Raw genomic sequence first — 26,215 nt, forward strand, 5'->3', positions numbered from 1 at the left:
ATCAAAATGGTTGTTACCCTGATCCACCCGATCGCGATGGACGACGGTCTGCGTTTCGCAATCCGTGAAGGCGGCCGTACCGTTGGCGCGGGCGTTGTAGCTAAAGTTCTGGGCTAATTCGTTAGCTTTGAATTAAAAAGGGCGCTTCGGCGCCCTTTTTGCTGTCTATGATTTGGTGATAAGCCGCGATGGTTTAAATATTCATAAAGTGCGCCACTACGGATAATTAATAAACAGCCTATTGTAATCATAACTATTCTCATTTAAACTTTGTGCATAAATTGAACGGGAGTTTATATGTACGTTTGTTTGTGCAATGGCGTAAGCGATAAAAAAATCCGTCAGGTTGTGCGTCAATTTCAACCGCAATCTTTTCAACAATTACGCAAGTTTATTCCCGTTGGAAATCAATGCGGTAAGTGCGTCCGCGCGGCACGTGAAGTGATGGAAGATGAATTAACCAGCATGCCGGAATTTAAAGAAATCGCCTGATCGCGACCCTTCTCTTTTTGACATCCTTATAGCCCGGACTACGCTTCAATAAGTGGAAGCGGAGGGACTTTATAATGAAAGGTGATGTCAAAATCATAAGTTATCTCAATAAATTATTGGGAAACGAACTGGTTGCTATTAACCAGTATTTTCTTCATGCAAGAATGTTCAAGAACTGGGGCCTGATGCGCCTCAACGATATTGAATACCATGAATCTATCGATGAGATGAAACACGCCGATAAGTACATCGAGCGTATATTGTTTCTTGAAGGCCTGCCTAACCTGCAGGATCTTGGCAAACTTGGCATCGGTGAGGATGTCGAAGAGATGTTGCAGTCTGACTTAAGGCTGGAGCTGGAAGGCGCGCAAAACCTGCGTGAGGCAATCGCCTATGCCGACAGCGTTCACGATTATGTCAGTCGCGATATGATGATTGAAATCCTTACTGATGAGGAAGGCCATATTGACTGGCTGGAAACCGAGTTAGATCTGATTGGCAAAATCGGTCTGCAAAATTACCTTCAATCGCAGATCAAAGTGTCAGACTAGCGAACGTCTGCCACCCGCACCAAAAACCCGCTGCAGTCAGAAATGGCCCGAACGGCAGCGGGTTGTTCAAACCCCCTCGTTGTTGCTTATACTTCCCAATCAACGCCAATGTCATCCATGTCATACCGGCAACCAAAGATGCGACCAACACCAGTTGTGGCAACCTCTGCCAGCCGTGCCAGGCGCCGAGGGCGGCAAGATATTTAACGTCGCCGTAGCCTAAACCCTCATATCCGCGAAGCCCGCGATATAGCCAATAGAGCAGGGCAAAAAAAAGATAGCCGGCAATAGCCCCCCAGACGGCATCTTCAAGCCGCTGCGGCGCCAGACACAGGTAAAAAACAAAACCGCTCCACAGCAGGGGACAGGTGAGCCTGTCGGGAAGAAGACCGCGAAGCAGGTCCTGCCGGCATAACGCCAGGGTTAAACCACAATAACAAACTAAGAAGGGGAGGACGGTAAGCATGGAACACTCCTGTTCGGGGATAATGCGCTCACTTTGCTTATCGTCGCGCGTTAGCGCAACGCGCATTTGTGCAAGATGGATGGCTGCTTCCTGACTTATTTATCGTGTTATTGCATTGCCGAGCGCCTTCGCGGGAAGACGCGCAAATTGTGGTGATGATTTTCTAATCAGCACTTGCGTCGCGCCTGAATTTGCGTATAATGCGCGGGCCTGTCAAAATTGACGGCCGGTTCGATATGAGCCCTGGTAGCGCAGTTTGCTACCTAACAATGTTCCCAATCGGGGAACTCTGTAAGAACGGTTACACTCTCCCATCAATCGTAATGGGTATGAGGAGTAATCATTTCGTCTATAAAATAATTGGAGCTCTGGTCTCATGCAGAACCAAAGAATCCGTATCCGCCTTAAAGCGTTTGATCATCGTCTGATCGATCAATCAACCGCGGAAATCGTCGAGACTGCTAAGCGCACTGGTGCGCAAGTCCGTGGTCCGATCCCGCTGCCGACCCGCAAAGAGCGTTTCACCGTTCTGATCTCTCCGCACGTCAACAAAGACGCGCGTGATCAGTACGAGATTCGTACTCACAAGCGTCTGGTTGACATCGTTGAGCCAACTGAAAAAACCGTTGATGCTCTGATGCGTCTGGACCTGGCTGCCGGTGTAGACGTGCAGATCAGCCTGGGTTAATCAGGTCATCGAGCGATTGAGAGGTTGATACAATGATTGGTTTAGTCGGTAAAAAAGTGGGTATGACCCGCATCTTCACTGAAGATGGCGTCTCTATCCCAGTAACCGTTATCGAAGTTGAAGCAAACCGCGTTACTCAGGTTAAAGATCTGGCTAACGATGGCTATCGCGCTGTTCAGGTTACCACTGGTGCTAAAAAAGCTAACCGTGTAACTAAGCCGGAAGCTGGTCACTTTGCTAAAGCTGGCGTAGAAGCTGGCCGCGGCCTGTGGGAGTTCCGTCTGGCAGATGGTGAAGAATACACCGTTGGTCAGAACATTAGCGTTGAACTGTTTGCTGACGTTAAAAAAGTTGACGTAACCGGTACCTCTAAAGGTAAAGGTTTCGCTGGTACCGTTAAGCGCTGGAACTTCCGTACCCAGGACGCTACCCACGGTAACTCCTTGTCTCACCGCGTTCCGGGTTCTATCGGTCAGAACCAGACTCCGGGCAAAGTGTTCAAAGGCAAGAAAATGGCAGGTCAGCTGGGCAACGAACGCGTTACTGTTCAGAGCCTGGACGTAGTACGTGTTGACGCTGAGCGCAACCTGCTGCTGGTTAAAGGTGGTGTTCCGGGTGCAACCGGCTGCGACCTGATCGTTAAACCAGCTGTGAAGGCGTAAGGGGATAGCAATGGAATTAGTATTGAAAGACGCGCAGAGCGCGCTGACTGTTTCCGAAACTACCTTCGGTCGTGATTTCAACGAAGCGCTGGTTCACCAGGTTGTTGTTGCTTATGCAGCTGGTGCGCGTCAGGGTACTCGTGCTCAGAAGACTCGTGCTGAAGTAACTGGTTCAGGCAAAAAGCCATGGCGCCAGAAAGGTACCGGCCGTGCGCGTTCAGGTTCTATCAAGAGCCCGATCTGGCGTTCCGGTGGCGTAACCTTCGCTGCTCGTCCGCAGGACCACAGTCAAAAAGTTAACAAGAAGATGTACCGCGGCGCGCTGAAAAGCATTCTGTCCGAACTGGTACGTCAGGATCGTCTGATCGTTGTCGAGAAGTTCTCTGTAGAAGCGCCTAAAACTAAGCTGCTGGCTCAGAAACTGAAAGACATGGCTCTGGAAGATGTGCTGATCATCACCGGTGAGCTGGACGAGAACCTGTTCCTGGCCGCACGTAACCTGCACAAGGTTGACGTACGCGATGCGACTGGTATCGACCCGGTTAGCCTGATCGCCTTCGACAAAGTCGTAATGACTGCTGATGCTGTTAAGCAAGTTGAGGAGATGCTGGCATGATTCGTGAAGAACGTCTGCTGAAGGTGCTGCGCGCACCGCACGTTTCTGAAAAAGCGTCTACTGCGATGGAAAAAACCAACACCATCGTTCTCAAAGTTGCTAAAGACGCGACCAAAGCAGAAATCAAAGCTGCTGTGCAGAAACTGTTTGAAGTCGAAGTCGAAGTCGTTAACACCCTGGTAGTTAAAGGGAAAGTTAAACGTCACGGACAGCGTATCGGTCGTCGTAGCGACTGGAAAAAAGCTTACGTCACCCTGAAGGAAGGCCAGAATCTGGACTTCGTCGGCGGCGCTGAGTAAGTCGGAGGAGTAATACAATGGCAGTTGTTAAATGTAAACCGACATCTCCGGGTCGTCGCCACGTTGTTAAAGTGGTCAACCCAGAGCTGCACAAGGGCAAACCTTTTGCTCCGCTGGTTGAAAAAAACAGCAAATCCGGCGGTCGTAACAACAATGGCCGTATCACCACTCGTCATATCGGTGGTGGTCACAAGCAGGCTTACCGTATTGTTGACTTCAAACGCAACAAAGATGGTATCCCGGCAGTTGTTGAACGTCTTGAGTACGATCCGAACCGTTCCGCGAACATCGCGCTGGTTCTGTACAAAGACGGTGAGCGCCGTTACATTCTGGCCCCGAAAGGCCTGAAAGCTGGCGACCAGATTCAGTCTGGCGTTGATGCTGCAATCAAAGCAGGCAACACCCTGCCGATGCGCAATATCCCGGTTGGTTCTACCGTTCATAACGTAGAAATGAAACCAGGTAAAGGCGGTCAGCTGGCTCGTTCCGCTGGTACTTACGTTCAGATCGTTGCTCGTGACGGTGCTTATGTCACCCTGCGTCTGCGTTCTGGTGAAATGCGTAAAGTCGAAGCAGACTGCCGCGCTACTCTGGGCGAAGTTGGCAATGCTGAGCATATGCTGCGCGTTCTGGGTAAAGCAGGTGCTGCACGCTGGCGTGGTGTTCGTCCTACCGTTCGCGGTACTGCGATGAACCCAGTCGATCACCCACATGGTGGTGGTGAAGGTCGTAACTTTGGTAAGCACCCGGTATCCCCGTGGGGCCTGCAGACCAAAGGTAAGAAGACCCGCAGCAACAAGCGTACTGATAAATTCATCGTACGTCGCCGTAGCAAATAATTTTAGAGGATAAGCCATGCCACGTTCTCTCAAGAAAGGTCCTTTTATTGACCTGCACTTGCTGAAGAAGGTAGAGAAAGCGGTGGAAAGCGGAGACAAGAAGCCCCTGCGCACTTGGTCCCGTCGTTCAACGATCTTTCCTAACATGATCGGTTTGACCATCGCTGTCCATAATGGTCGTCAGCACGTTCCAGTCTTTGTTTCCGACGAAATGGTTGGTCACAAACTGGGTGAATTCGCACCGACTCGTACTTATCGCGGCCACGCTGCTGATAAAAAAGCGAAGAAGAAATAAGGTAGGAGGAAGAGATGGAAACTTTAGCTCAACATCGCCATGCTCGTTCTTCTGCTCAGAAGGTTCGCCTTGTAGCTGACCTGATTCGCGGTAAGAAAGTGTCGCAGGCCCTGGATATTCTGACCTACACCAACAAAAAAGCTGCTGTACTGGTCAAGAAGGTACTGGAATCTGCCATTGCTAACGCTGAACACAACGATGGCGCTGACATTGATGATCTGAAAGTTGCGAAAATTTTCGTAGACGAAGGCCCGAGCATGAAGCGCATTATGCCGCGTGCTAAAGGTCGTGCAGATCGCATCCTGAAGCGCACCAGCCACATCACTGTGGTTGTGTCCGATCGCTGAGACTCTGGAGACTAGCAATGGGTCAGAAAGTACATCCTAATGGTATTCGCCTGGGTATTGTCAAACCATGGAACTCTACCTGGTTCGCGAACACCAAAGAATTCGCTGACAACCTGGACAGCGATTTTAAAGTACGTCAGTTCTTAACTAAAGAGCTGGCTAAAGCGTCTGTATCTCGCATCGTTATCGAGCGTCCGGCTAAGAGCATCCGTGTGACCATTCACACTGCTCGCCCGGGTATCGTTATCGGTAAGAAAGGCGAAGACGTAGAAAAACTGCGCAAGGTCGTAGCGGATATCGCTGGCGTTCCTGCACAGATCAATATTGCCGAAGTTCGTAAGCCTGAACTGGACGCTAAATTGGTTGCTGACAGCATCACTTCTCAGCTGGAACGTCGCGTTATGTTCCGTCGTGCTATGAAGCGTGCTGTACAGAACGCAATGCGTCTGGGCGCTAAAGGTATCAAAGTTGAAGTTAGCGGCCGTCTGGGCGGCGCGGAAATCGCACGTACCGAATGGTACCGTGAAGGTCGCGTACCGCTGCACACTCTGCGTGCTGACATCGACTACAACACCTCTGAAGCGCACACCACTTACGGTGTAATCGGCGTTAAGGTATGGATCTTCAAAGGTGAGATCCTGGGTGGTATGGCTGCTGTTGAACAACCGGAACCGGCTGCTCAACCTAAAAAGCAGCAGCGTAAAGGCCGTAAATAAGGAGCGTCGCTGATGTTACAACCAAAGCGTACAAAATTCCGTAAAGTGCACAAAGGCCGCAACCGTGGTCTGGCGCAGGGTACGGATGTTAGCTTCGGCACTTTCGGTCTGAAAGCTGTTGGCCGTGGTCGTCTGACTGCACGTCAGATCGAAGCAGCACGTCGTGCTATGACCCGTGCAGTTAAGCGTCAAGGTAAGATCTGGATCCGTGTATTCCCGGACAAACCGATCACCGAGAAGCCGCTGGAAGTTCGTATGGGTAAAGGTAAAGGTAACGTGGAGTACTGGGTTGCCTTGATTCAGCCGGGTAAAGTCCTTTATGAAATGGACGGCGTACCGGAAGAGCTGGCCCGTGAAGCATTCGGCCTGGCAGCAGCGAAACTGCCGATCAAAACCACCTTTGTAACTAAGACGGTGATGTAATGAAAGCAAAAGAGCTGCGTGAAAAAAGCGTTGAAGAGCTGAACGCTGAGCTGCTGAACCTGCTGCGTGAGCAGTTCAACCTGCGTATGCAGGCTGCAAGTGGCCAGCTGCAACAGACTCATCTGCTGAAGCAAGTGCGTCGTGATGTTGCACGCGTTAAGACTTTACTGACTCAGAAGGCGGGTGCGTAATGACCGATAAAATCCGTACTCTGCAAGGTCGCGTAGTTAGCGACAAAATGGAGAAATCCATTGTTGTTGCTATCGAACGTTTTGTGAAACACCCGATCTACGGTAAATTCATCAAACGTACGACCAAACTGCACGTACATGACGAGAACAACGAATGTGGTATCGGCGACAAGGTTGAAATCCGTGAATGCCGTCCACTGTCCAAGACTAAGTCCTGGACGCTGGTTCGCGTTGTAGAGAAAGCGGTTCTGTAATAGAGTACGCATTCTCAATACGAATAAACGGCTCAGCGATGGGCCGTTTATTTTTTCTACCCATATTGCAGAAGCGGTGTTATAATGCCGCGCCCTCGATATGGGGCTTTTTAACGACCCAGCTTTTGGGTCACAGTAGTAGTTGACATTAGCGGAGCACTAAAATGATCCAAGAACAGACTATGCTGAACGTCGCCGACAACTCCGGTGCACGTCGCGTAATGTGTATCAAGGTTCTGGGTGGCTCGCACCGTCGCTACGCAGGCGTAGGCGACATCATCAAGATCACCATCAAAGAAGCAATTCCGCGTGGTAAGGTCAAAAAAGGTGATGTGCTGAAGGCGGTAGTGGTGCGCACCAAGAAGGGTGTTCGTCGCCCGGACGGTTCTGTCATTCGCTTCGATGGTAATGCATGCGTTATTTTAAACAATAACAGCGAGCAACCTATCGGTACGCGTATTTTTGGGCCGGTAACTCGTGAACTTCGTAACGAGAAGTTCATGAAAATTATCTCTCTGGCACCAGAAGTACTCTAAGGAGCGAATCATGGCAGCGAAAATCCGTCGTGATGACGAAGTTATCGTGTTAACCGGTAAAGATAAAGGTAAACGCGGTAAAGTTAAAAATGTCCTGTCTTCCGGCAAGGTCATTGTTGAAGGTATCAACCTGGTTAAGAAACATCAGAAGCCGGTTCCGGCCCTGAACCAACCAGGCGGCATCGTAGAGAAAGAAGCAGCTATTCAAGTCTCTAACCTTGCTATCTTCAACGCGGCAACCGGCAAGGCTGACCGTGTAGGCTTTAGATTCGAAGACGGCAAAAAAGTCCGTTTCTTCAAATCTAATAGCGAAACTATCAAGTAATTTGGAGTAGTACGATGGCGAAACTGCATGATTACTACAAAGACGAAGTAGTCGCTAAACTCATGACTGAGTTTAACTACAATTCTGTCATGCAAGTCCCTCGGGTCGAGAAGATCACCCTGAACATGGGTGTTGGTGAAGCGATCGCTGACAAGAAACTGCTGGATAACGCAGCAGCTGACCTGACAGCAATCTCCGGTCAAAAACCGCTGATCACCAAAGCACGCAAATCAGTTGCAGGCTTCAAAATCCGTCAGGGCTATCCGATCGGCTGTAAAGTAACTCTGCGCGGCGAGCGCATGTGGGAGTTCTTTGAGCGCCTGATCACTATTGCTGTACCGCGTATCCGTGACTTCCGTGGCTTGTCCGCTAAGTCTTTCGACGGTCGTGGTAACTACAGCATGGGTGTCCGTGAGCAGATCATCTTCCCAGAAATCGACTACGATAAAGTCGACCGCGTTCGTGGTTTGGATATTACCATTACCACTACTGCGAAATCTGATGAAGAAGGCCGCGCTCTGCTGGCTGCCTTTGACTTCCCGTTCCGCAAGTAAGGTAGGGTTACTTAATGGCTAAGCAATCAATGAAAGCACGCGAAGTAAAGCGCGTGGCTTTAGCTGATAAATTCTTCGCTAAACGCGCTGAACTGAAAGCTATCATCTCTGATGTGAACGCAACCGACGAAGATCGTTGGAACGCTGTTCTCAAGCTGCAGACTCTGCCGCGTGATTCCAGCCCGTCTCGTCAGCGTAATCGCTGCCGTCAAACAGGTCGTCCGCATGGTTTCCTGCGGAAGTTCGGGTTGAGCCGTATTAAGGTCCGTGAAGCCGCTATGCGCGGTGAAATCCCGGGTCTGAAAAAGGCTAGCTGGTAATTGTCACCAATTGAATCACGGGAGTAAAGACAGATGAGCATGCAAGATCCGATCGCGGATATGCTGACCCGTATCCGTAACGGTCAGGCCGCGAATAAAGCTGCGGTCACCATGCCTTCCTCCAAGCTGAAAGTGGCAATTGCCAACGTGCTGAAGGAAGAAGGCTTTATTGAAGATTTTAAAGTTGAAGGCGACATCAAGCCGGAACTGGAACTGACTCTTAAGTATTTCCAGGGTAAAGCTGTTGTAGAAAGCATTCAGCGTGTCAGCCGCCCAGGTCTGCGCATCTACAAACGTAAAGATGAGCTGCCGAAAGTTATGGCGGGTCTGGGTATCGCAGTTGTTTCTACCTCTAAAGGTGTTATGACTGATCGTGCAGCGCGCCAAGCTGGTCTTGGTGGCGAAATTATCTGCTACGTAGCCTAATCGGAGGAAAAAATGTCTCGTGTTGCTAAAGCACCGGTCGTTGTTCCTGCCGGCGTTGACGTTAAAGTCAACGGTCAGGTTATTACGATCAAAGGTAAAAATGGCGAGCTGACTCGTACTCTCAACGATGCTGTTGAAGTTAAACATGCAGATAATGCTCTGACCTTCGGTCCGCGTGATGGTTACGTAGACGGATGGGCTCAGGCTGGTACCGCGCGTGCCCTGCTGAACTCAATGGTTATCGGTGTTACCGAAGGCTTCACTAAAAAGCTTCAGCTGGTTGGTGTAGGCTATCGTGCAGCGGTTAAAGGGGATGTAGTAAACCTGGCTTTAGGTTTCTCTCATCCTGTTGAACATAAGCTGCCGGCCGGTATCACTGCAGAATGCCCGACTCAAACTGAAATCGTGCTGAAAGGCGCTGATAAGCAGGTGATCGGTCAGGTTGCAGCAGATCTGCGCGCCTACCGTCGTCCTGAGCCTTACAAAGGCAAGGGTGTTCGTTACGCCGACGAAGTCGTGCGTACCAAAGAGGCTAAGAAGAAGTAAGGTAACACTATGGATAAGAAATCTGCTCGTATCCGTCGTGCGACCCGCGCACGCCGCAAGCTCCAGGAGCTGGGTGCAACTCGCCTGGTGGTACATCGTACCCCGCGTCATATTTACGCACAGGTAATTGCTCCGAATGGTTCTGAAGTTCTGGTAGCTGCTTCTACTGTAGAAAAAGCTATCTCTGAACAACTGAAGTACACCGGTAACAAAGACGCGGCCGCAGCTGTGGGTAAAGCTGTTGCTGAACGCGCTCTGGAAAAAGGCATCAAAGATGTTTCCTTTGACCGTTCCGGGTTCCAATATCATGGTCGTGTCCAGGCACTGGCAGATGCTGCCCGTGAAGCTGGCCTTCAGTTCTAAGGTAGAGGTGTAAGATGGCTCACATCGAAAAACAAGCTGGCGAACTGCAGGAAAAGCTGATCGCGGTAAACCGCGTATCTAAAACCGTTAAAGGTGGTCGTATTTTCTCCTTCACAGCTCTGACTGTAGTTGGTGACGGTAACGGTCGCGTAGGTTTTGGTTACGGTAAAGCGCGTGAAGTTCCAGCAGCGATCCAGAAAGCGATGGAAAAAGCCCGTCGCAATATGATTAACGTCGCGCTGAATACTGGCACCCTGCAGCACCCGGTTAAGGGTACTCACACGGGTTCTCGTGTATTCATGCAGCCGGCTTCCGAAGGTACCGGTATCATCGCCGGTGGTGCAATGCGCGCCGTTCTGGAAGTCGCTGGGGTTCGTAACGTTCTGGCTAAAGCATATGGTTCCACCAACCCGATCAACGTGGTTCGTGCAACTATTGATGGCCTGGAAAATATGAAGTCTCCAGATATGGTCGCTGCCAAGCGTGGTAAATCCGTTGAAGAAATTCTGGGGAAATAAACCATGGCAAAGACTATTAAAATTACTCAAACCCGCAGTGCAATCGGTCGTTTGCCGAAACACAAGGCAACGCTGCTTGGCCTGGGTCTGCGTCGTATTGGTCACACCGTAGAACGCGAGGATACTCCTGCTGTTCGTGGTATGGTCAACGCGGTTTCCTTCATGGTTAAAGTTGAGGAGTAAGAGATGCGTTTAAATACTCTGTCTCCGGCCGAAGGCTCCAAAAAGGCGGGTAAACGCCTGGGTCGTGGTATCGGTTCTGGCCTCGGTAAAACCGGTGGTCGTGGTCACAAAGGTCAGAACTCTCGTTCTGGCGGTGGCGTACGTCGCGGTTTCGAGGGTGGTCAGATGCCACTGTACCGTCGTCTGCCGAAATTCGGCTTCACTTCTCGTAAAGCAATGATCACTGCAGAAGTTCGTCTGTCTGATCTGGCTCACGTAGAAGGCGATGTGGTAGACCTGAACACGCTGAAAGCGGCTAACATTATCGGTATCCAGATCGAGTTCGCGAAAGTGATCCTGTCTGGTGAGGTAACTCGTCCGGTAACTGTTCGTGGCCTGCGCGTGACTAAAGGCGCTCGTGCTGCTATCGAAGCTGCTGGCGGTAAAATTGAGGAATAAGTAGCAGATGGCTAAACAACCGGGATTAGATTTTCAAAGTGCCAAAGGTGGAATTGGCGAACTGAAACGCAGACTTTTGTTTGTTATCGGTGCGCTGATTGTGTTCCGTATTGGCTCTTTTATTCCGATCCCTGGTATTGATGCCACTGTACTTGCCAAACTGCTTGAGCAACAGCGAGGCACCATCATTGAAATGTTTAACATGTTCTCTGGTGGTGCTCTCAGCCGTGCTTCTATCTTTGCTCTGGGGATCATGCCGTATATTTCGGCGTCGATCATTGTCCAGCTGCTGACCGTTGTTTATCAACCGCTGGCAGAACTGAAGAAAGAAGGGGAGTCTGGTCGTCGTAAGATCAGCCAGTACACCCGCTACGGTACTCTGGTGCTGGCTATATTCCAGTCGATCGGTATTGCTACCGGTCTGCCGAATATGCCTGGTATGCAGGGCCTGGTGATTAATCCGGGCTTTGCATTCTATTTCACCGCTGTTGTTAGTCTGGTCACAGGGACTATGTTCCTGATGTGGCTCGGCGAACAGATCACCGAACGCGGTATCGGAAACGGTATCTCGATCCTGATCTTCGCCGGGATCGTTGCGGGACTCCCGCCGGCCATCGCCCATACTATCGAGCAAGCGCGTCAAGGCGACCTGCACTTCCTCCTGTTGCTGTTGGTTGCAGTATTAGTATTTGCAGTGACCTTCTTCGTTGTATTCGTTGAACGTGGTCAACGCCGCATTGTGGTAAACTACGCTAAGCGTCAACAGGGTCGTCGTGTCTATGCTGCACAGAGCACACATTTACCGCTGAAAGTGAATATGGCGGGGGTAATCCCGGCAATCTTCGCTTCCAGTATTATTCTGTTCCCGGCGACCATCACGTCATGGTTCGGGGGCGGTACTGGTTGGAACTGGCTGACAACAATTTCGCTGTATTTGCAGCCTGGGCAACCGCTTTATGTGTTACTCTATGCGTCTGCAATCATCTTCTTCTGTTTCTTCTACACGGCGTTGGTTTTCAACCCGCGTGAAACAGCAGATAACCTGAAGAAGTCCGGTGCATTTGTACCAGGAATTCGTCCGGGAGAACAAACGGCGAAGTATATCGATAAAGTAATGACCCGCCTGACTCTGGTCGGTGCGTTGTATATCACTTTTATCTGCCTGATCCCGGAGTTCATGCGTGATGCAATGAAAGTGCCGTTCTACTTCGGTGGAACCTCGCTGCTTATTGTTGTCGTCGTGATTATGGACTTTATGGCTCAAGTGCAAACTCTGATGATGTCTAGTCAGTATGAGTCTGCATTGAAGAAGGCGAACCTGAAAGGCTACGGCCGCTAACTGGTCGCCCGAGAAGTTACGGAGAGTAAAAATGAAAGTTCGTGCTTCCGTCAAGAAATTATGCCGTAACTGCAAAATCGTTAAGCGTGATGGTGTCATCCGTGTGATTTGCAGTGCCGAGCCAAAGCATAAACAGCGCCAAGGCTGATTTATTCGCATATTTTTCTTGCAAAGTTGGGTTGAGCTGGCTAGATTAGCCAGCCAATCTTTTGTATGTCTGTACGTTTCCATTTGAGTATCCTGAAAACGGGCTTTTCAGCATGGTACGTACATATTAAATAGTAGGAGTGCATAGTGGCCCGTATAGCAGGCATTAACATTCCTGATCAGAAACATACCGTAATTGCTTTAACCGCAATTTTTGGTATCGGCAAGACCCGCTCTAAAGCCATCTGCGCTGAAACGGGTATCGCTGAAAATGTTAAGATCAGTGAGCTGTCTGAAGAACAGATTGATTCTCTGCGTGAAGCAGTAGGTAAATTTGTCGTTGAAGGTGATCTGCGCCGTGAAATCACCCTGAGCATCAAGCGTCTGATGGACCTTGGTTGCTACCGTGGTTTACGCCATCGTCGTGGTCTTCCGGTTCGCGGTCAGCGTACTAAGACCAACGCACGTACCCGTAAGGGTCCGCGTAAACCGATCAAGAAATAATCGGGGTGATTGAATAATGGCAAAGGCACCAGTTCGTGCACGTAAGCGTGTAAGAAAACAAGTCTCTGATGGCGTGGCTCATATCCATGCTTCTTTTAACAACACCATCGTTACCATCACTGATCGTCAGGGTAACGCGCTGGGTTGGGCAACAGCCGGTGGTTCCGGTTTCCGTGGTTCTCGCAAATCCACTCCGTTTGCAGCTCAGGTTGCAGCAGAGCGTTGCGCAGAAGCCGTAAAAGAATACGGCATCAAGAATCTGGAAGTTATGGTTAAAGGTCCGGGTCCAGGTCGCGAATCTACTATTCGTGCACTGAACGCCGCTGGTTTCCGCATCACTAATATTACTGATGTGACTCCGATCCCTCATAACGGTTGTCGTCCGCCGAAAAAACGTCGCGTATAACGCCTCGTTTCTAGGATTGTTGGAGAAAGAAAATGGCAAGATATTTGGGTCCTAAGCTCAAGCTGAGCCGTCGTGAGGGCACTGACTTATTCCTTAAGTCTGGCGTTCGCGCGATCGATACCAAGTGTAAAATTGAACAAGCTCCTGGCCAGCACGGTGCGCGTAAGCCGCGTCTGTCTGACTATGGTGTGCAGTTGCGTGAAAAGCAAAAAGTTCGCCGTATGTACGGTGTGCTGGAGCGTCAGTTCCGTAACTACTATAAAGAAGCAGCACGTCTGAAAGGCAACACCGGTGAAAACCTGTTGGCTCTGCTGGAAGGTCGTCTGGACAACGTTGTATACCGTATGGGCTTCGGCGCCACTCGTGCTGAAGCACGCCAGCTGGTTAGCCACAAGGCTATCATGGTAAACGGTCGTGTTGTTAACATCGCTTCTTATCAGGTAAAAGCGAATGACGTTGTTAGCATCCGTGAGAAAGCGAAAAAGCAATCTCGCGTGAAAGCCGCTCTGGAGCTGGCTGAGCAGCGTGAAAAGCCAACCTGGCTGGAAGTTGATGCTGGCAAGATGGAAGGTACGTTCAAGCGTCAGCCGGAGCGTTCTGATCTGTCTGCGGACATTAACGAACACCTGATCGTCGAGCTTTACTCCAAGTAAAGCTTAGTACCAAAGAGAGGACACAATGCAGGGTTCTGTGACAGAGTTTCTAAAACCGCGCCTGGTCGATATCGAGCAAGTGAGTTCGACGCACGCCAAGGTGACCCTTGAGCCTTTAGAGCGTGGCTTCGGCCATACTCTGGGTAACGCACTGCGCCGTATTCTGCTCTCATCGATGCCGGGTTGCGCGGTGACCGAGGTTGAGATTGATGGTGTACTGCACGAGTACAGCACCAAAGAAGGCGTTCAGGAAGACATCCTTGAAATCCTGCTCAACCTGAAAGGGCTGGCGGTGAGAGTTCAGGGTAAAGATGAAGTCATCCTTACTTTGAATAAATCTGGCATTGGCCCTGTGACTGCAGCCGACATTACCCACGACGGTGATGTCGAAATCGTCAAGCCGCAGCACGTGATCTGCCACCTGACCGATGAGAACGCATCTATTAGCATGCGCATCAAAGTTCAGCGCGGTCGCGGTTATGTGCCGGCTTCTGCCCGAATTCATTCGGAAGAAGATGAGCGCCCAATCGGCCGTCTGCTGGTCGACGCCTGCTACAGCCCTGTAGAGCGTATTGCCTACAATGTTGAAGCCGCGCGTGTTGAGCAGCGTACCGACCTGGACAAGCTGGTCATCGAGATGGAAACCAACGGCACAATCGATCCTGAAGAGGCGATTCGTCGTGCGGCAACCATTCTGGCTGAACAACTGGAAGCTTTCGTTGACTTACGTGATGTACGTCAGCCGGAAGTGAAAGAAGAGAAACCAGAGTTCGATCCGATCCTGCTGCGCCCTGTTGACGATCTGGAATTGACTGTCCGCTCTGCTAACTGCCTCAAGGCAGAAGCTATCCACTATATCGGTGATCTGGTACAGCGTACCGAGGTTGAGTTGCTGAAAACGCCGAACCTGGGTAAAAAATCTCTTACCGAGATTAAAGACGTGCTGGCTTCACGTGGTCTGTCTCTGGGCATGCGCCTGGAAAACTGGCCGCCGGCAAGCATTGCTGACGAGTAACCGGATCACAGGTTAAGGTTTTACTGAGAAGGATAAGGTCATGCGCCATCGTAAGAGTGGTCGTCAACTGAACCGCAACAGCAGCCATCGCCAGGCTATGTTCCGTAACATGGCAGGTTCGCTGGTTCGTCATGAGATCATCAAGACGACCCTGCCGAAAGCGAAAGAACTGCGTCGCGTAGTTGAGCCGCTGATTACTCTTGCCAAGACTGATAGCGTTGCTAATCGTCGTCTGGCATTCGCCCGCACTCGTGATAACGAGATCGTGGCAAAACTGTTTAACGAGCTGGGCCCGCGTTTCGCGAGCCGCGCCGGTGGTTACACTCGCATTCTGAAGTGTGGCTTCCGTGCAGGCGACAACGCGCCGATGGCATACATCGAGCTGGTTGATCGTGCTGAGCTGAAAGCAGAAGCTGCTGCAGAGTAATCTGTAGTAACGTAAAAAAACCCGCCCCGGCGGGTTTTTTTATATCTACCGCAATCCCACTTCACTACACTATCTGTACTCTTTTTGTTCATTCCTGGGAGCCGTATAATGTGGTTACTGGACCAGTGGGCGGAACGCCACATCCTCGATGCACAGTCTAAAGGCGAGTTTGATAATCTGACGGGCAGCGGCGAACCGCTGGCGCTGGATGATGATTCACACGTGCCTCCGGAGCTGCGCGCCGGCTATCGTTTATTAAAAAACGCCGGCTGCTTACCACCGGAGCTTGAGTTACGTAGAGATGCCATGGCGTTGAGCGACTTACTCAAGACCGTAGAGCATGATGACCCACGGTATACCGAGTTAAACCGTCGCTTGACTCTGTTTGAACTGAAATTACGTCAGGCGGGTATGAATACCGATTTTCTACGCGGTGATTATGCCGACAGACTGTGGCACAAAATTAACGAGGAGTAGCTATGTATCGGATTGGCGAACTGGCCAAACTGGCTGATGTCACCCCGGATACCATCCGCTATTATGAAAAGCAGCAAATGATGGATCACGATATTCGCACTGAAGGCGGTTTTCGCCTCTATTCGGATAACGATCTGCAGCGCCTGCGTTTTATCCGCTATGCCCGGCAATTAGGTTTCACCCTCGAATCGATCCGCGAATTATTATCGATCCGTATCGATCCCGAACATCATACTTGCCAGGAGTCTAAAGGGATCGTCCAGGCCCGGCTAAGTGAAGTCGAAGCGCGTATCAAAGAACTGGAAACGATGCGGCGTTCTCTGCAGCGTCTGAATGATGCCTGTTGCGGCACGGCGCACAGTAGCGTTTACTGCTCGATTCTCGAAGCTTTAGAGCAAGGCGCCAGCGGTAGCCATGCCGGGCGTTGATTTTTTCCGTGCGCGGATCTACACTCGCGCCGAATTCATACATTGACTGGAGTTACTATGAGTCGCTATCAGCATACCAAAGGGCAAATTAAAGATAATGCGATTGAGGCATTACTGCATGACCCATTATTCAGACAGCGGGTTGAGAAAAATAAGAAAGGGAAAGGAAGCTATCAACGTAAAGATAAACATGCGGGGCGGAATGATCGGGAGGCCAGTGGCAAGCAAGCGAATCGCTTTTTTACCACTGGCCTTCTGCTTTCTGTGTGCTGATTAAGAACGGTTGTTTTGTTCTTTTAACAGATCGCGAATTTCACTCAGTAGTACTTCTTCTTTGCTCGGCGCCGGAGCGGCAGGCGCTTCTTCTTTCTTACGGTTCAGTTTATTCATCAGTTTGATTGCCATGAAAATCGCGAAGGCAACAATGATGAAATCAAAGACGTTCTGAATAAACACACCATAATGCATGACAACGGCCGGGACATCTCCCTGCGCATCGCGTAGCGTAACGGCGAACTGTTTAAAGTCGATACCGCCAATGAGCAAACCCAGCGGAGGCATAATAATATCGGCCACTAAAGACGATACAATTTTACCGAATGCCGCACCAATGATGACACCCACTGCCAAATCGACAACATTCCCGCGCATTGCGAATTCGCGGAATTCTTTTAACATACCCATTTTACTCTCCTTGAGCCAGCTGACATTGATAAGTTTATCAAATGTATTTCCATTTTCCATTGCTGTTGAATAATTGCCGGAAAATATTATCCATTGATAAATAAGGGATAATAAAAAGGCGTCTGAGCGACGCCCATTGGAATTACAGGAAGAACGGACTTGGCTGGAATAGTCTCTCAACGTCGGAGATAAATTTCTTGTCGGTCAGGAACATAATTACGTGGTCGCCTTGCTCAATACGTAAATTATTATTGGCGATCATTACGTCATTACCGCGTACCACCGCGCCAATAATAGTTCCCGGCGGCAGCTTAATTTCATCAATTGAACGGCCAACTACCCGCGAGGTGCTTTCATCGCCATGCGCGACGGCCTCAATGGCTTCGGCAACGCCGCGGCGTAGTGACGAAACACCGACAATATCAGCTTTACGTACGTGGCTCAGCAATGCAGAAATCGTGGCTTGCTGCGGAGATATAGCAATATCAATCACGCTTCCCTGAACCAGATCGACATACGCGCGACGCTGGATCAGCACCATGACCTTCTTCGCGCCCATCCGCTTGGCCAGCATTGCCGACATGATATTGGCTTCGTCATCGTTGGTGACGGCAATAAAGAGATCGACTTGATCGATATGTTCTTCCGCCAGTAACTCTTGATCCGACGCATCGCCATAAAAGACGATCGTGTTCTGCAGCTTTTCGGCAAGTTCAGCCGCGCGCTGTTGATCGCGCTCGATCAACTTCACGCTGTAGTCTTTCTCCAGGCGGTGCGCGAGACCCGCGCCGATGTTGCCGCCGCCGACCAGCATAATTCGTTTGTAGGGTTTCTCCAGACGTTGGAGTTCGCTCATTACGGCGCGAATATGTTGCGATGCGGCGATAAAGAAGACTTCGTCGCCAGCTTCTACGATGGTTGATCCCTGTGGGCGAATCGGTCGGTCGTGGCGGAAAATTGCCGCAACGCGGGTGTCGATGTGCGGCATATGTTCGCGCATCGTGGAGAGCGCATTACCGACCAGCGGCCCACCGTAATAAGCCTTCACAACGGCCAGGCTCACTTTTCCTTCGGCGAAGTTCACTACCTGCAGTGCGCCTGGATATTCGATCAGGCGGTAGATGTTATCGATGACTAACTGCTCCGGGGCGATCAGATGGTCAATCGGTACCGCTTCTGAATGGAAAAGTTTATCGGCATCGCGAACGTAGTCCGGCGAACGAATTCGGGCGATACGATTCGGCGTATTAAACAGCGAATAGGCAACCTGACAGGCCACCATGTTAGTTTCATCTGAGCTTGTCACGGCGACCAGCATATCGGCATCATCGGCGCCGGCTTCGCGCAGCACGCGCGGATGCGAACCGTGGCCCTGAACGACGCGGAGATCGAACTTATCCTGCAGACCGCGCAGACGGTCACCGTTGGTATCGACCAAGGTAATATCGTTGTTTTCGCCAACGAGATTTTCCGCCAGCGTGCCGCCTACCTGTCCGGCGCCAAGAATAATAATCTTCATCAGCAGTGACCCATTAATTCCGCTTTTTGATTAGCTTAGCGTAAAAGAAGCCATCGCCTTCTTCCGCCCCTGGCAGATTTTGCTGACCCGGGTTTTCCGGCGTTCCCGTCTCATGGAGTTCGGCATCTCTGGTACGGGTCAGGAAAGCGGCGATTTGTTGGCTGTTCTCTTCCGGCAAAATAGAGCATGTCGCATAGACCAGCGTACCGCCCGGTTTCAAATGAGCCCAGGTGGCATCGAGAATTTCTGCCTGTAATTGCGCCAGCTCGGCGATATCGCGATCCCGGCGCAGCCATTTAATATCCGGATGGCGACGAATAACGCCAGTAGCTGAACATGGCGCATCAAGCAAAATACGGTCGAACTGCTCATCGCCGCACCACTGTTCAGGATAGCGGCCATCGCCCTGTTTCACTTCTGCTTTCATGCCCAGACGTTTCAGGTTGTCATAGACACGGGACAGGCGCTGTTGGTCGATGTCGACCGCCATCAAATTCGCCTGCGGCGCGACTTCCAGAATATGCGTCGTCTTGCCGCCCGGCGCCGCGCAGAGATCGAGAATGCGCTCGCCGTTTGCCGGTTGCAAATAGCGCATGCAGCCCTGGGCTGATGCGTCCTGAACGGTTACCCAGCCTTTATCAAATCCTGGTAATGCATGGACCGGGGCTGGGGTCGCAAGACGGACGGCATCCGGATAGTCCGGGTGAGTGAAACCCTGTAAACCAGCGTCTTCCAGCAGTGCGAGCCATTCATCTCGCGAATGATGATTGCGATTCACGCGCAGCCACATTGGCGGACGTAGATTATTGGCTGACACAATATCCTGCCATTGTTGCGGCCAGGCCTGCTGCAGACGTTTAAGCAGCCATTTAGGATGGAGATAACGGTTCTCGTGCTGGGCGAATTCGGCCAGCAGCTCTTCCTGCTGGCGCTGGAACTGGCGTAATACGCCATTAATAAGCCCTTTAAGCTGCGGACGCTTAATTGCCACCGCGCCTTCCACCGTTTCCGCTAGCGCGGCGTGCGGGGGAATACGGGTATAGAGCAGCTGATACAGACCGACCATGATCAGGAAATGTACGGTACGCTGTTTGCCTGTCATCGGGCGGGCCATCAGCTTACCGATCAACCACTCGAGTTGGCTTAAGGTTCGCAAGACGCCAAAGCACAGTTCTTGCAGCAGCGCTTTGTCTTTCTCGCTCACTTTTTGCTGCAGTGGCGGCAGAACATTGCTTAAAGACTGGCCTTTCTCAACGACCTGCTCAATGGCCTGGGCTGCCAGGCTGCGTAAATTAATATTCTTTTTCATAAGCGCAAAAATAAAAATGCCCGGCGAACCCGGGCTTTAGAAGAGAAGTGCGTCAGGCAAGACGGTTTCCGGGGATAAACCATTCCCGGCGAGAGTTCAGTAAATCCTGGGCACTCATCGCTTTTTTCCCTGCCGGCTGCAGCGATTCCAGATTCAGAATCCCGTTGCCGGTGGCGACCTGGATCCCCTGTTTGCTTGCAGCGACGATCGTGCCTGGCTCTGCGTTGGCGGATTCTGTAATAACGGATGCACGCCACACCTTCACCGGTTGCTCATCGATCTCCAGCCAGCTCATCGGCCAGGGATTAAATGCGCGGATACAGCGTTCGAGCTGTTCTGCGGAAAGCGACCAATCAATACGGGCCTCTTCTTTACTCAGCTTCTCGGCGTAGCTGACAAGCGATTCGTCCTGAACTTCAGGCTCTGCGCTACCCTCTGCCAGCTGCGCTAAAGTCGCCAGTAGACCCTCAGGTCCAAGGTCGGCCAGCTTATCGTACAGGCTGCCGCTGGTATCTTCCGCGGTAATCGGGCAGGAGAGCTTATACAGCATGTCGCCGGTATCAAGACCGACGTCCATCTGCATGATGGTGACACCGGTTTCGGCATCGCCAGCCCATAGCGAACGCTGAATCGGCGCTGCGCCACGCCAGCGAGGAAGCAGGGAGCCGTGAACGTTAATGCAGCCCAAACGCGGCATTTCAAGAACCGCTTTCGGCAGGATCAGTCCGTAAGCCACGACGACCATAACATCGGCGTTAAGGTCGGCAACCAACTGCTGATTTTCCTGCGGACGTAGGGAGGATGGCTGGAAGACCGGTAGATTATTGGCTTCAGCCAGCACTTTTACCGGGCTCGGCATCAATTTTTTGCCGCGACCAGCAGGGCGGTCGGGCTGAGTAAATACGCCAACCACCTGATGTTCAGACGACAACAGCGCGTCAAGGTGACGCGCTGCAAAGTCGGGGGTTCCGGCGAAAATGATACGTAGTGTTTGTGACACGTTAATCCTTGTTATCAGGCACGGGCGCGTAAACGATCCAGTTTTTCAACTTTCTGACGAATGCGCTGCTGTTTGAGCGGCGACAGATAGTCAATGAACAGCTTACCGACCAGGTGATCCATTTCATGCTGGATACAGATAGCCAACAAGCCATCAGCTTCCAGTTCGAAAGCGTTGCCTTCACGGTCCAACGCGCGGATTCTTACGGTTTCGGCACGTGGAACCAGCGCACGTTGTTCCGGAATCGACAAACAACCTTCTTCAATACCGGTTTCACCGTCTTTTTCGAGTAGCTCTGGGTTGATGAGCACCAGGCGCTCTTCACGGTTTTCCGAGACATCAATAACGATAATACGCTGGTGAATATCCACCTGCGTGGCGGCCAGACCGATACCTTCTTCAGCGTACATCGTGTCGAACATATCATCGACGATACGCTGAATTTCTGCATTCACTTCTTTGACCGGCTCGGCGACTTTGCGAAGGCGCTCGTCCGGAATATGTAACACTTGCAAAACTGCCATAAAGATCCAGAGTCGTATTCAGTAGTTGATAAGATTATTACCTCTATTCTAGACAAAACCCCCTCTAATTGACAGTCTCGCTAACCAATCACAAGGATTGGCTGAGCCGCTAATGGCAGGGGGAACGGATGACGCCCACGGATATTTGGTTGCGCCTGATGCGGGTGAATAACCTGTATGGCGATGAAATGGTACTGATTGCGCGACGGCTGGCTGGCGCAGGTCATTCGGATAATGAAACGTTGCGTGAAGCCGGTTTAACTAAAGCACAGGCAATACAGTTTCTTGCCTTTAAACAACAGGAGATTGACGCCTCACTGCAATGGTTAGCGCAACCAGAACATCATCTGATTTCGGCGGATCATGCACGCTATCCGCCGCAGCTACGCGCTATCGATGATTATCCCGGCGCGCTGCTGGTCTGCGGTAACGTCGATCTCCTGTGTAGCCGACAGTTGGCTATCATCGGAAGCCGCGCGCACTCGTGGTACGGCGCGCAATGGGGAAAATCCTTCAGTGAAGCGCTGGCGCAGTATGGATTGACCATTACCAGTGGTCTGGCGATGGGCATTGATGGCATCGCCCATCGCGGGGCGTTAGCGGCAACGGGAAAAACCATCGCCGTATTAGGTAACGGTCTCTCTGATGTCTACCCGCACCGGCATCGGGCTTTGGCAAAGCAGATCGTAGAAAGCGGCGGCGCGCTACTTTCCGAATTTCCTCTCTCAGCGCCGCCTCTACCGGGTAATTTTCCGCGCCGCAACCGGATTATCAGCGGCTTAAGCGCAGGTGTACTGGTCATTGAGGCCGCCTTGAAAAGCGGTTCCCTGGTAACTGTCCGCTGCGCGTTGGAGCAGGGTAGAGACGTTTTTGCCCTGCCAGGACCCATTGGCAATCCTGGCTCTGAAGGGCCGCACTGGCTGATAAAGCAGGGCGCGGTTCCCGTTACCGCGCCGGAAGAGATCCTTGAACATTGGCAATACGAGCTGTCAGCGAGGAAGGATACCGCTGATTTGCTAAATAATTACGCAGATCGGCCTCCTGTAGCATTGCCATTTCCAGAGCTCCTGGCTAACGTAGGAGATGAGGTAACACCTGTTGACGTTGTCGCTGAACGTGCCGGCCAATCTGTGCCAGTAACCGTAGCCCAGCTACTTGAACTGGAGTTAGCAGGCTGGATCGCAGCTGTACCCGGCGGCTATGTCCGATTAAGGAGGGCAAGCCATGTTCGACGTACTCATGTATTTGTTTGAGACTTATATCCATAACGAAGCAGAAATGCGCGTGGATCAGGACAAACTGACGCGGGATCTGACCGATGCAGGTTTTGAGCGGGAAGATATCTATAACGCGTTAATGTGGCTCGAGAAACTGGCTGATTATCAGGAAGGTCTCGTTGAACCCATGCAGCTCGCCTCCGACCCGCTCTCTCTTCGGGTATACACCGATGAAGAGTGCCAGCGTCTGGATGCCAGCTGTCGAGGATTTTTACTCTTCCTCGAGCAGATCCAGGTGTTGAACCTCGAAACGCGAGAAATGGTGATAGAGCGCGTACTGGCGCTGGATACGGCAGAGTTTGAACTGGAAGACCTGAAATGGGTGATCCTGATGGTTCTGTTTAATATTCCAGGCTGTGAAAACGCCTATCAGCAAATGGAAGAATTACTCTTCGAAGTAAATGAAGGTATGCTGCATTAATCTTATTGCAGCAACATCGAGTTGTTATGACCAAATCAGCACTGTTTTCGGTGCGTAAAAACGAGCCCTGCCCGCAGTGCGGGGCCGAACTGGTGATTCGTTCCGGGAAACATGGCCCGTTTCTCGGCTGTTCTCACTATCCGGACTGTGACTATGTCCGTCCCCTGAAAAACCAGGCGGATGGACATATCGTCAAGGTGCTGGAGGGGCAAGAGTGCCCATCTTGCGGCGCTGTCATGGTGTTACGCCAGGGGCGTTTTGGTATGTTCATCGGCTGCAGTCGCTATCCCGAATGCGAACATACCGAGTTGATTGATAAACCTGATGAGACCGCTATCGCGTGTCCGCAATGCGGACAGGGTCATCTGGTGCAGCGTCGCTCCCGTTTTGGTAAAACCTTTCATTCCTGCGATCGCTATCCTGATTGCCAGTTCGTAATTAATTTTAAACCGGTGGCGGGCGAATGCCCTGAATGCCATTACCCGCTATTAATAGAAAAGAAAACGGCACAAGGCGTTAAACGCTTTTGCGCCAGTAAACAATGTGGAAAGCCGATCCCGGCGGAACAAATAAGTGAATAAAAACCTGCCCTCAGAAACCGTCGCACAGGCTGTGGCGGTACTGAATAATGAACATGTCATCGCCTATCCAACCGAAGCGGTATTCGGCGTCGGTTGCGATCCGGATAGCGAAACGGCCGTAATGCGCCTTCTGGCGTTAAAACAGCGTCCTGTTGAAAAGGGATTAATTCTTATCGCCGCCAGCTATGAACAGTTGCAACCGTATATTGATGATTCCCGGTTAAGCGACGCGCAGCGTGAAGCGATCTTTTCCTGTTGGCCCGGCCCGGTGACGTTCGTGTTCCCGGCGCGCCCGGATACCCCACGCTGGCTGACGGGGCGCTTCGATTCGCTGGCCGTGCGCGTTACTAATCATCCGCTGGTGATTGAATTATGCGAAGCCTACGGAAAACCACTGGTCTCGACGAGCGCCAACTTAACCGGGCAGCCGCCGTGTCGGACCACTGCTGAAGTACGCGCCCAGTTTGGCGATAGTTTTCCGGTGGTGGATGGCGCTACGGGCGGGCGGCAAAACCCATCTGAAATCCGTGATGCCCTGACGGGTGAACAGTTCCGCCAGGGGTAATTTATGGAAACTTATGCCGTTTTTGGTAACCCTATAGCCCATAGCAAGTCGCCTTCTATTCATCAGCTGTTTGCCAAACAGTTACATATTGCGCACCCCTATGGTCGGGTACTGGCGCCATTAGATGATTTTGTGAATACTCTGGACGCTTTCTTCAACACAGGCGGTAAGGGCGCTAATGTGACCGTTCCCTTTAAAGAAGAAGCGTTTGCCCGCGCCGATGAACTCACTGAACGCGCCGCGCTGGCTGGCGCTGTCAATACGTTGAAGCGCCTGGAAGATGGCCGTTTGCTTGGCGACAATACGGATGGCATAGGGTTATTAAGCGATTTAGAGCGCCTGGGCTTTATCAAACCTGGTATGAGGATTTTATTGATTGGCGCAGGCGGCGCATCACGCGGCGTATTATTACCGCTGCTCTCTTTAGATTGCGCGGTCACTATTGTTAACCGTACTTTTTCCCGTGCTCATGAACTGGCAACGTTATTTGCTCATACCGGCAGCGTGAGCGCATTATCGCTGGATAAACTGGAAGGCCATCAGTTCGACCTCATTATTAACGCGACGTCCAGCGGTATCAGCGGCGATATCCCGGCAATACCATCTTCGTTGATTCATGCCGACGTTTACTGTTATGACATGTTTTATCAGAAAGGAAATACGCCATTTCTGCATTGGTGCCAACAGTATGGCGCTAAAAAACTGGCTGATGGATTAGGAATGCTGGTGGCTCAGGCCGCCCATGCCGTTCTGTTGTGGCACGGTAGACTACCGGAGATTGCCCCGGTGATTGCTGTTTTACATCAGGAACTGAATGCGTGAACCAGGCGATCCAATTTCCCGATAGAGAAGAGTGGGACGCCGAACGGCAATGCATCGTTTTCCCCGCGCTGGTCAATGGGATGCAGTTAACTTGCGCGATTCGCGGTAAGACACTGCAGCAACGGTTTGGTGGCGATGAGCCAGCGCAGTGGCTGGCTCTCTTTAGTGAACATCGCTGGGATCTGGAAGATGAAGCGGAAGCGCTGATTCGCGATCGGCAAGAAGACCATCAGGGTTGGATTTGGTTTTCCTGATCCAGGTAGTCGTTTTTCCATTTCACATAGTTGTTGGCTGAATACTTCAGGCCTGCATATTCCGCCTCCGTCAGGGGGCGGATTTGTTTTACCGGATTGCCAAAGTAGAGATATCCGCTTTCCAGACGCTTGTTTTGCGGAACCAGGCTGCCGGCGCCGATCATCACGTCATCCTCTACCACCACGCCATCCAGCAGAATTGACCCCATTCCGACAAGAATGCGATTGCCGATAGTGCAGCCGTGCAGCATGACCTTATGCCCGACGGTAACATCTTCGCCGATGAGCAGGGGATTACCCTCAGGGTTATAAGAAGACTTGTGGGTAACATGTAGGACGCTGCCGTCCTGAATATTCGAACGTGCGCCGATCGATACATAGTTCACGTCGCCGCGGATGGCGACCAACGGCCAAATGCTTACATCATCGGCAATTCTGACGTCGCCTATCACAACGCTGCTGGGATCCACCATCACCCGCAGACCGATTTGAGGAAATAATTCTTTATAAGGACGTAAATAACTGGACATGGCTGCCTCAATATCAGGGTAGATAACCAGACTTTGGAAGCTTTCTGGCGCTCCCGCAACCCATTTTTCTGATAAAAATTGAGCTATTTGAGCAATAACAGCGCGAAAAGCGCGAAAAACCATCATTCAGAAAAAAAGATCGAAAAAAGGCTTGTGCAAAAAAATGGGATCCCTATAATGCGCACCCACTGACACGGCGGATGTGAATCACTTCACACAAACAGCCGGTTCGGTTGAAGAGAAAAATTCTGAAATTCAGGGTTGACTCTGAAAGAGGAAAGCGTA

Annotated in this window: 47 protein-coding genes; 40 read left to right on the forward strand and 7 right to left on the reverse strand. The window is 51.3% G+C overall.

The genetic code is table 11. The features are described 5' to 3' along the window. The 3 genes from PGR79_RS23440 to bfr form a co-directional block, all read left to right on the forward strand. On the forward strand, positions 1–117 hold a 117-nt coding region (locus tag PGR79_RS23440), incomplete at its 5' end, for an elongation factor Tu (protein ID WP_000531011.1). Positions 118–297: 180 nt separating this feature from the next. Continuing rightward, positions 298–492 carry a bacterioferritin-associated ferredoxin gene (bfd, locus tag PGR79_RS23445; protein ID WP_015369419.1) on the forward strand — a complete coding sequence of 65 codons (195 nt, stop codon included), beginning with the start codon at positions 298–300 and terminating at the stop codon, positions 490–492. Positions 493–566: 74 nt separating this feature from the next. Further along, positions 567–1,043 carry a bacterioferritin gene (gene bfr / locus PGR79_RS23450; protein ID WP_430922607.1) on the forward strand — a complete coding sequence of 159 codons (477 nt, stop codon included), beginning with the start codon at positions 567–569 and terminating at the stop codon, positions 1,041–1,043. Here bfr and PGR79_RS23455 read toward each other — a convergent pair. Further along, positions 1,027–1,509, reverse strand: a complete 483-nt coding sequence (locus PGR79_RS23455) for a prepilin peptidase (RefSeq protein WP_162750251.1) — start codon at positions 1,507–1,509, stop codon at positions 1,027–1,029. The two genes, bfr and PGR79_RS23455, sit on opposite strands and share 17 nt — an antisense overlap. 376 nt (positions 1,510–1,885) lie before the next feature. Between PGR79_RS23455 and rpsJ the strand changes: the two genes are divergently transcribed. The 31 genes from rpsJ to PGR79_RS23610 all read left to right on the forward strand — a co-directional run bounded on the left by rpsJ (position 1,886) and on the right by PGR79_RS23610 (position 16,717). After that, entirely contained in the window at positions 1,886–2,197 is a 312-nt protein-coding gene (gene rpsJ, locus PGR79_RS23460; RefSeq protein WP_001181005.1) for a 30S ribosomal protein S10, read from the forward strand. A 32-nt stretch (positions 2,198–2,229) separates the two neighbouring features. Beyond that, the gene (gene rplC, locus PGR79_RS23465; protein ID WP_003031117.1) at positions 2,230–2,859 is read left to right on the forward strand and encodes a 50S ribosomal protein L3; all 630 of its coding nucleotides are present in this window, start codon (positions 2,230–2,232) and stop codon (positions 2,857–2,859) included. Between the two features lie 10 nt (positions 2,860–2,869). Further along, a complete protein-coding gene (rplD, locus tag PGR79_RS23470) occupies positions 2,870–3,475 on the forward strand; it encodes a 50S ribosomal protein L4 (RefSeq protein ID WP_000424395.1) in 606 nt (201 codons plus the stop codon). Next, positions 3,472–3,774 carry a 50S ribosomal protein L23 gene (gene rplW / locus PGR79_RS23475; protein ID WP_000617546.1) on the forward strand — a complete coding sequence of 101 codons (303 nt, stop codon included), beginning with the start codon at positions 3,472–3,474 and terminating at the stop codon, positions 3,772–3,774. Before rplD ends, rplW begins: the two co-directional genes overlap by 4 nt. Positions 3,775–3,791: 17 nt before the next feature. Further along, complete coding sequence (gene rplB / locus PGR79_RS23480; RefSeq protein ID WP_015369423.1) at positions 3,792–4,613, forward strand: 50S ribosomal protein L2; 822 nt, start codon at positions 3,792–3,794, stop codon at positions 4,611–4,613. Positions 4,614–4,629: 16 nt separating this feature from the next. After that, positions 4,630–4,908 carry a 30S ribosomal protein S19 gene (rpsS, locus tag PGR79_RS23485; RefSeq protein ID WP_001138115.1) on the forward strand — a complete coding sequence of 93 codons (279 nt, stop codon included), beginning with the start codon at positions 4,630–4,632 and terminating at the stop codon, positions 4,906–4,908. 14 nt (positions 4,909–4,922) lie between these two features. Then, positions 4,923–5,255, forward strand: a complete 333-nt coding sequence (gene rplV, locus PGR79_RS23490) for a 50S ribosomal protein L22 (RefSeq protein ID WP_002919773.1) — start codon at positions 4,923–4,925, stop codon at positions 5,253–5,255. A gap of 17 nt (positions 5,256–5,272) precedes the next feature. Beyond that, positions 5,273–5,971, forward strand: a complete 699-nt coding sequence (rpsC, locus tag PGR79_RS23495; RefSeq protein ID WP_002919766.1) for a 30S ribosomal protein S3 — start codon at positions 5,273–5,275, stop codon at positions 5,969–5,971. A 12-nt stretch (positions 5,972–5,983) separates the two neighbouring features. Further along, a complete protein-coding gene (gene rplP, locus PGR79_RS23500; RefSeq protein ID WP_002919759.1) occupies positions 5,984–6,394 on the forward strand; it encodes a 50S ribosomal protein L16 in 411 nt (136 codons plus the stop codon). Beyond that, positions 6,394–6,585, forward strand: a complete 192-nt coding sequence (rpmC, locus tag PGR79_RS23505) for a 50S ribosomal protein L29 (protein WP_002919754.1) — start codon at positions 6,394–6,396, stop codon at positions 6,583–6,585. Before rplP ends, rpmC begins: the two co-directional genes overlap by 1 nt. Next, the gene (gene rpsQ, locus PGR79_RS23510) at positions 6,585–6,839 is read left to right on the forward strand and encodes a 30S ribosomal protein S17 (RefSeq protein ID WP_002438707.1); all 255 of its coding nucleotides are present in this window, start codon (positions 6,585–6,587) and stop codon (positions 6,837–6,839) included. The genes rpmC and rpsQ overlap by 1 nt, the downstream gene beginning before the upstream one ends. A gap of 164 nt (positions 6,840–7,003) precedes the next feature. Beyond that, positions 7,004–7,375, forward strand: a complete 372-nt coding sequence (rplN, locus tag PGR79_RS23515) for a 50S ribosomal protein L14 (protein WP_000613954.1) — start codon at positions 7,004–7,006, stop codon at positions 7,373–7,375. A gap of 10 nt (positions 7,376–7,385) precedes the next feature. Then, positions 7,386–7,700 (forward strand): 50S ribosomal protein L24, encoded by a 315-nt coding sequence (gene rplX / locus PGR79_RS23520; RefSeq protein ID WP_015369424.1) that lies wholly within the window; start codon positions 7,386–7,388, stop codon positions 7,698–7,700. 14 nt (positions 7,701–7,714) lie between these two features. Continuing rightward, positions 7,715–8,254 (forward strand): 50S ribosomal protein L5, encoded by a 540-nt coding sequence (gene rplE, locus PGR79_RS23525; protein WP_003031123.1) that lies wholly within the window; start codon positions 7,715–7,717, stop codon positions 8,252–8,254. Between the two features lie 14 nt (positions 8,255–8,268). Beyond that, on the forward strand, positions 8,269–8,574 hold the full coding sequence (rpsN, locus tag PGR79_RS23530) for a 30S ribosomal protein S14 (RefSeq protein ID WP_002919667.1): 306 nt from the start codon (positions 8,269–8,271) through the stop codon (positions 8,572–8,574). Between the two features lie 33 nt (positions 8,575–8,607). Then, positions 8,608–9,000: a 30S ribosomal protein S8 gene (rpsH, locus tag PGR79_RS23535; protein WP_008807048.1), complete on the forward strand. Its 393-nt coding sequence runs from the start codon at positions 8,608–8,610 to the stop codon at positions 8,998–9,000. Positions 9,001–9,012: 12 nt separating this feature from the next. Continuing rightward, on the forward strand, positions 9,013–9,546 hold the full coding sequence (rplF, locus tag PGR79_RS23540) for a 50S ribosomal protein L6 (RefSeq protein ID WP_008807049.1): 534 nt from the start codon (positions 9,013–9,015) through the stop codon (positions 9,544–9,546). Between the two features lie 9 nt (positions 9,547–9,555). After that, complete coding sequence (rplR, locus tag PGR79_RS23545; RefSeq protein ID WP_006817270.1) at positions 9,556–9,909, forward strand: 50S ribosomal protein L18; 354 nt, start codon at positions 9,556–9,558, stop codon at positions 9,907–9,909. A gap of 14 nt (positions 9,910–9,923) precedes the next feature. Continuing rightward, complete coding sequence (gene rpsE / locus PGR79_RS23550; RefSeq protein ID WP_015703641.1) at positions 9,924–10,427, forward strand: 30S ribosomal protein S5; 504 nt, start codon at positions 9,924–9,926, stop codon at positions 10,425–10,427. A 3-nt stretch (positions 10,428–10,430) separates the two neighbouring features. Further along, positions 10,431–10,610 carry a 50S ribosomal protein L30 gene (gene rpmD, locus PGR79_RS23555; RefSeq protein WP_001140434.1) on the forward strand — a complete coding sequence of 60 codons (180 nt, stop codon included), beginning with the start codon at positions 10,431–10,433 and terminating at the stop codon, positions 10,608–10,610. 3 nt (positions 10,611–10,613) lie between these two features. Further along, complete coding sequence (gene rplO, locus PGR79_RS23560; RefSeq protein WP_015369426.1) at positions 10,614–11,048, forward strand: 50S ribosomal protein L15; 435 nt, start codon at positions 10,614–10,616, stop codon at positions 11,046–11,048. Positions 11,049–11,055: 7 nt separating this feature from the next. Further along, positions 11,056–12,387: a preprotein translocase subunit SecY gene (gene secY / locus PGR79_RS23565; protein ID WP_015703640.1), complete on the forward strand. Its 1,332-nt coding sequence runs from the start codon at positions 11,056–11,058 to the stop codon at positions 12,385–12,387. A gap of 31 nt (positions 12,388–12,418) precedes the next feature. Continuing rightward, on the forward strand, positions 12,419–12,535 hold the full coding sequence (gene rpmJ, locus PGR79_RS23570; RefSeq protein ID WP_000868187.1) for a 50S ribosomal protein L36: 117 nt from the start codon (positions 12,419–12,421) through the stop codon (positions 12,533–12,535). A 146-nt stretch (positions 12,536–12,681) separates the two neighbouring features. Then, positions 12,682–13,038 carry a 30S ribosomal protein S13 gene (gene rpsM, locus PGR79_RS23575; RefSeq protein ID WP_015369429.1) on the forward strand — a complete coding sequence of 119 codons (357 nt, stop codon included), beginning with the start codon at positions 12,682–12,684 and terminating at the stop codon, positions 13,036–13,038. Positions 13,039–13,054: 16 nt separating this feature from the next. Continuing rightward, entirely contained in the window at positions 13,055–13,444 is a 390-nt protein-coding gene (gene rpsK / locus PGR79_RS23580; RefSeq protein WP_004388621.1) for a 30S ribosomal protein S11, read from the forward strand. Positions 13,445–13,476: 32 nt separating this feature from the next. Continuing rightward, positions 13,477–14,097 (forward strand): 30S ribosomal protein S4, encoded by a 621-nt coding sequence (rpsD, locus tag PGR79_RS23585; protein ID WP_002919224.1) that lies wholly within the window; start codon positions 13,477–13,479, stop codon positions 14,095–14,097. 25 nt (positions 14,098–14,122) lie between these two features. Then, the gene (locus PGR79_RS23590; protein WP_002438685.1) at positions 14,123–15,112 is read left to right on the forward strand and encodes a DNA-directed RNA polymerase subunit alpha; all 990 of its coding nucleotides are present in this window, start codon (positions 14,123–14,125) and stop codon (positions 15,110–15,112) included. A 40-nt stretch (positions 15,113–15,152) separates the two neighbouring features. Next, positions 15,153–15,539, forward strand: a complete 387-nt coding sequence (rplQ, locus tag PGR79_RS23595) for a 50S ribosomal protein L17 (RefSeq protein WP_004868344.1) — start codon at positions 15,153–15,155, stop codon at positions 15,537–15,539. 108 nt (positions 15,540–15,647) lie between these two features. Next, on the forward strand, positions 15,648–16,016 hold the full coding sequence (locus tag PGR79_RS23600; protein ID WP_045389777.1) for a DUF1992 domain-containing protein: 369 nt from the start codon (positions 15,648–15,650) through the stop codon (positions 16,014–16,016). A 2-nt stretch (positions 16,017–16,018) separates the two neighbouring features. Next, complete coding sequence (gene zntR, locus PGR79_RS23605) at positions 16,019–16,444, forward strand: Zn(2+)-responsive transcriptional regulator (RefSeq protein WP_015369432.1); 426 nt, start codon at positions 16,019–16,021, stop codon at positions 16,442–16,444. Positions 16,445–16,501: 57 nt separating this feature from the next. Next, entirely contained in the window at positions 16,502–16,717 is a 216-nt protein-coding gene (locus tag PGR79_RS23610) for an alternative ribosome-rescue factor A (protein WP_015703639.1), read from the forward strand. Here PGR79_RS23610 and mscL read toward each other — a convergent pair whose 3' ends face one another. The 5 genes from mscL to def form a co-directional block, all read right to left on the reverse strand. Beyond that, entirely contained in the window at positions 16,718–17,128 is a 411-nt protein-coding gene (gene mscL / locus PGR79_RS23615) for a large-conductance mechanosensitive channel protein MscL (RefSeq protein WP_015369434.1), read from the reverse strand. A gap of 142 nt (positions 17,129–17,270) precedes the next feature. After that, positions 17,271–18,647 (reverse strand): Trk system potassium transporter TrkA, encoded by a 1,377-nt coding sequence (trkA, locus tag PGR79_RS23620; RefSeq protein ID WP_015369435.1) that lies wholly within the window; start codon positions 18,645–18,647, stop codon positions 17,271–17,273. A gap of 13 nt (positions 18,648–18,660) precedes the next feature. Continuing rightward, entirely contained in the window at positions 18,661–19,956 is a 1,296-nt protein-coding gene (rsmB, locus tag PGR79_RS23625) for a 16S rRNA (cytosine(967)-C(5))-methyltransferase RsmB (protein ID WP_087859641.1), read from the reverse strand. 52 nt (positions 19,957–20,008) lie between these two features. Further along, on the reverse strand, positions 20,009–20,956 hold the full coding sequence (gene fmt / locus PGR79_RS23630) for a methionyl-tRNA formyltransferase (RefSeq protein WP_113375067.1): 948 nt from the start codon (positions 20,954–20,956) through the stop codon (positions 20,009–20,011). Between the two features lie 14 nt (positions 20,957–20,970). Then, on the reverse strand, positions 20,971–21,480 hold the full coding sequence (gene def, locus PGR79_RS23635) for a peptide deformylase (RefSeq protein ID WP_430922610.1): 510 nt from the start codon (positions 21,478–21,480) through the stop codon (positions 20,971–20,973). Between the two features lie 128 nt (positions 21,481–21,608). Between def and dprA the strand changes: the two genes are divergently transcribed. From dprA to PGR79_RS23665, 6 genes are read left to right on the forward strand one after another with little or no spacing between them, the layout of a single operon-like run. Next, a complete protein-coding gene (gene dprA / locus PGR79_RS23640) occupies positions 21,609–22,733 on the forward strand; it encodes a DNA-protecting protein DprA (protein WP_113375068.1) in 1,125 nt (374 codons plus the stop codon). After that, positions 22,705–23,178 (forward strand): DUF494 family protein Smg, encoded by a 474-nt coding sequence (gene smg, locus PGR79_RS23645; RefSeq protein ID WP_015369440.1) that lies wholly within the window; start codon positions 22,705–22,707, stop codon positions 23,176–23,178. The genes dprA and smg overlap by 29 nt, the downstream gene beginning before the upstream one ends. Positions 23,179–23,204: 26 nt before the next feature. Continuing rightward, positions 23,205–23,759 carry a topoisomerase DNA-binding C4 zinc finger domain-containing protein gene (locus tag PGR79_RS23650; protein WP_430922613.1) on the forward strand — a complete coding sequence of 185 codons (555 nt, stop codon included), beginning with the start codon at positions 23,205–23,207 and terminating at the stop codon, positions 23,757–23,759. Next, positions 23,752–24,324 carry an L-threonylcarbamoyladenylate synthase type 1 TsaC gene (tsaC, locus tag PGR79_RS23655; protein ID WP_430922615.1) on the forward strand — a complete coding sequence of 191 codons (573 nt, stop codon included), beginning with the start codon at positions 23,752–23,754 and terminating at the stop codon, positions 24,322–24,324. Before PGR79_RS23650 ends, tsaC begins: the two co-directional genes overlap by 8 nt. 3 nt (positions 24,325–24,327) lie before the next feature. Further along, entirely contained in the window at positions 24,328–25,146 is an 819-nt protein-coding gene (gene aroE, locus PGR79_RS23660) for a shikimate dehydrogenase (protein WP_271032737.1), read from the forward strand. Further along, the gene (locus tag PGR79_RS23665; RefSeq protein WP_213317989.1) at positions 25,143–25,400 is read left to right on the forward strand and encodes a DUF1488 domain-containing protein; all 258 of its coding nucleotides are present in this window, start codon (positions 25,143–25,145) and stop codon (positions 25,398–25,400) included. Before aroE ends, PGR79_RS23665 begins: the two co-directional genes overlap by 4 nt. On the opposite strand, the gene PGR79_RS23670 is transcribed toward PGR79_RS23665, so the two are convergent. Beyond that, a complete protein-coding gene (locus PGR79_RS23670) occupies positions 25,376–25,930 on the reverse strand; it encodes a gamma carbonic anhydrase family protein (protein ID WP_213795093.1) in 555 nt (184 codons plus the stop codon). The two genes, PGR79_RS23665 and PGR79_RS23670, sit on opposite strands and share 25 nt — an antisense overlap. Between the last annotated feature and the right edge of the window lie 285 nt (positions 25,931–26,215).

Origin of the sequence: Klebsiella sp. 141161 (assembly GCF_050600815.1) — a bacterium.
GTDB lineage: Bacteria > Pseudomonadota > Gammaproteobacteria > Enterobacterales > Enterobacteriaceae > Klebsiella > Klebsiella aerogenes.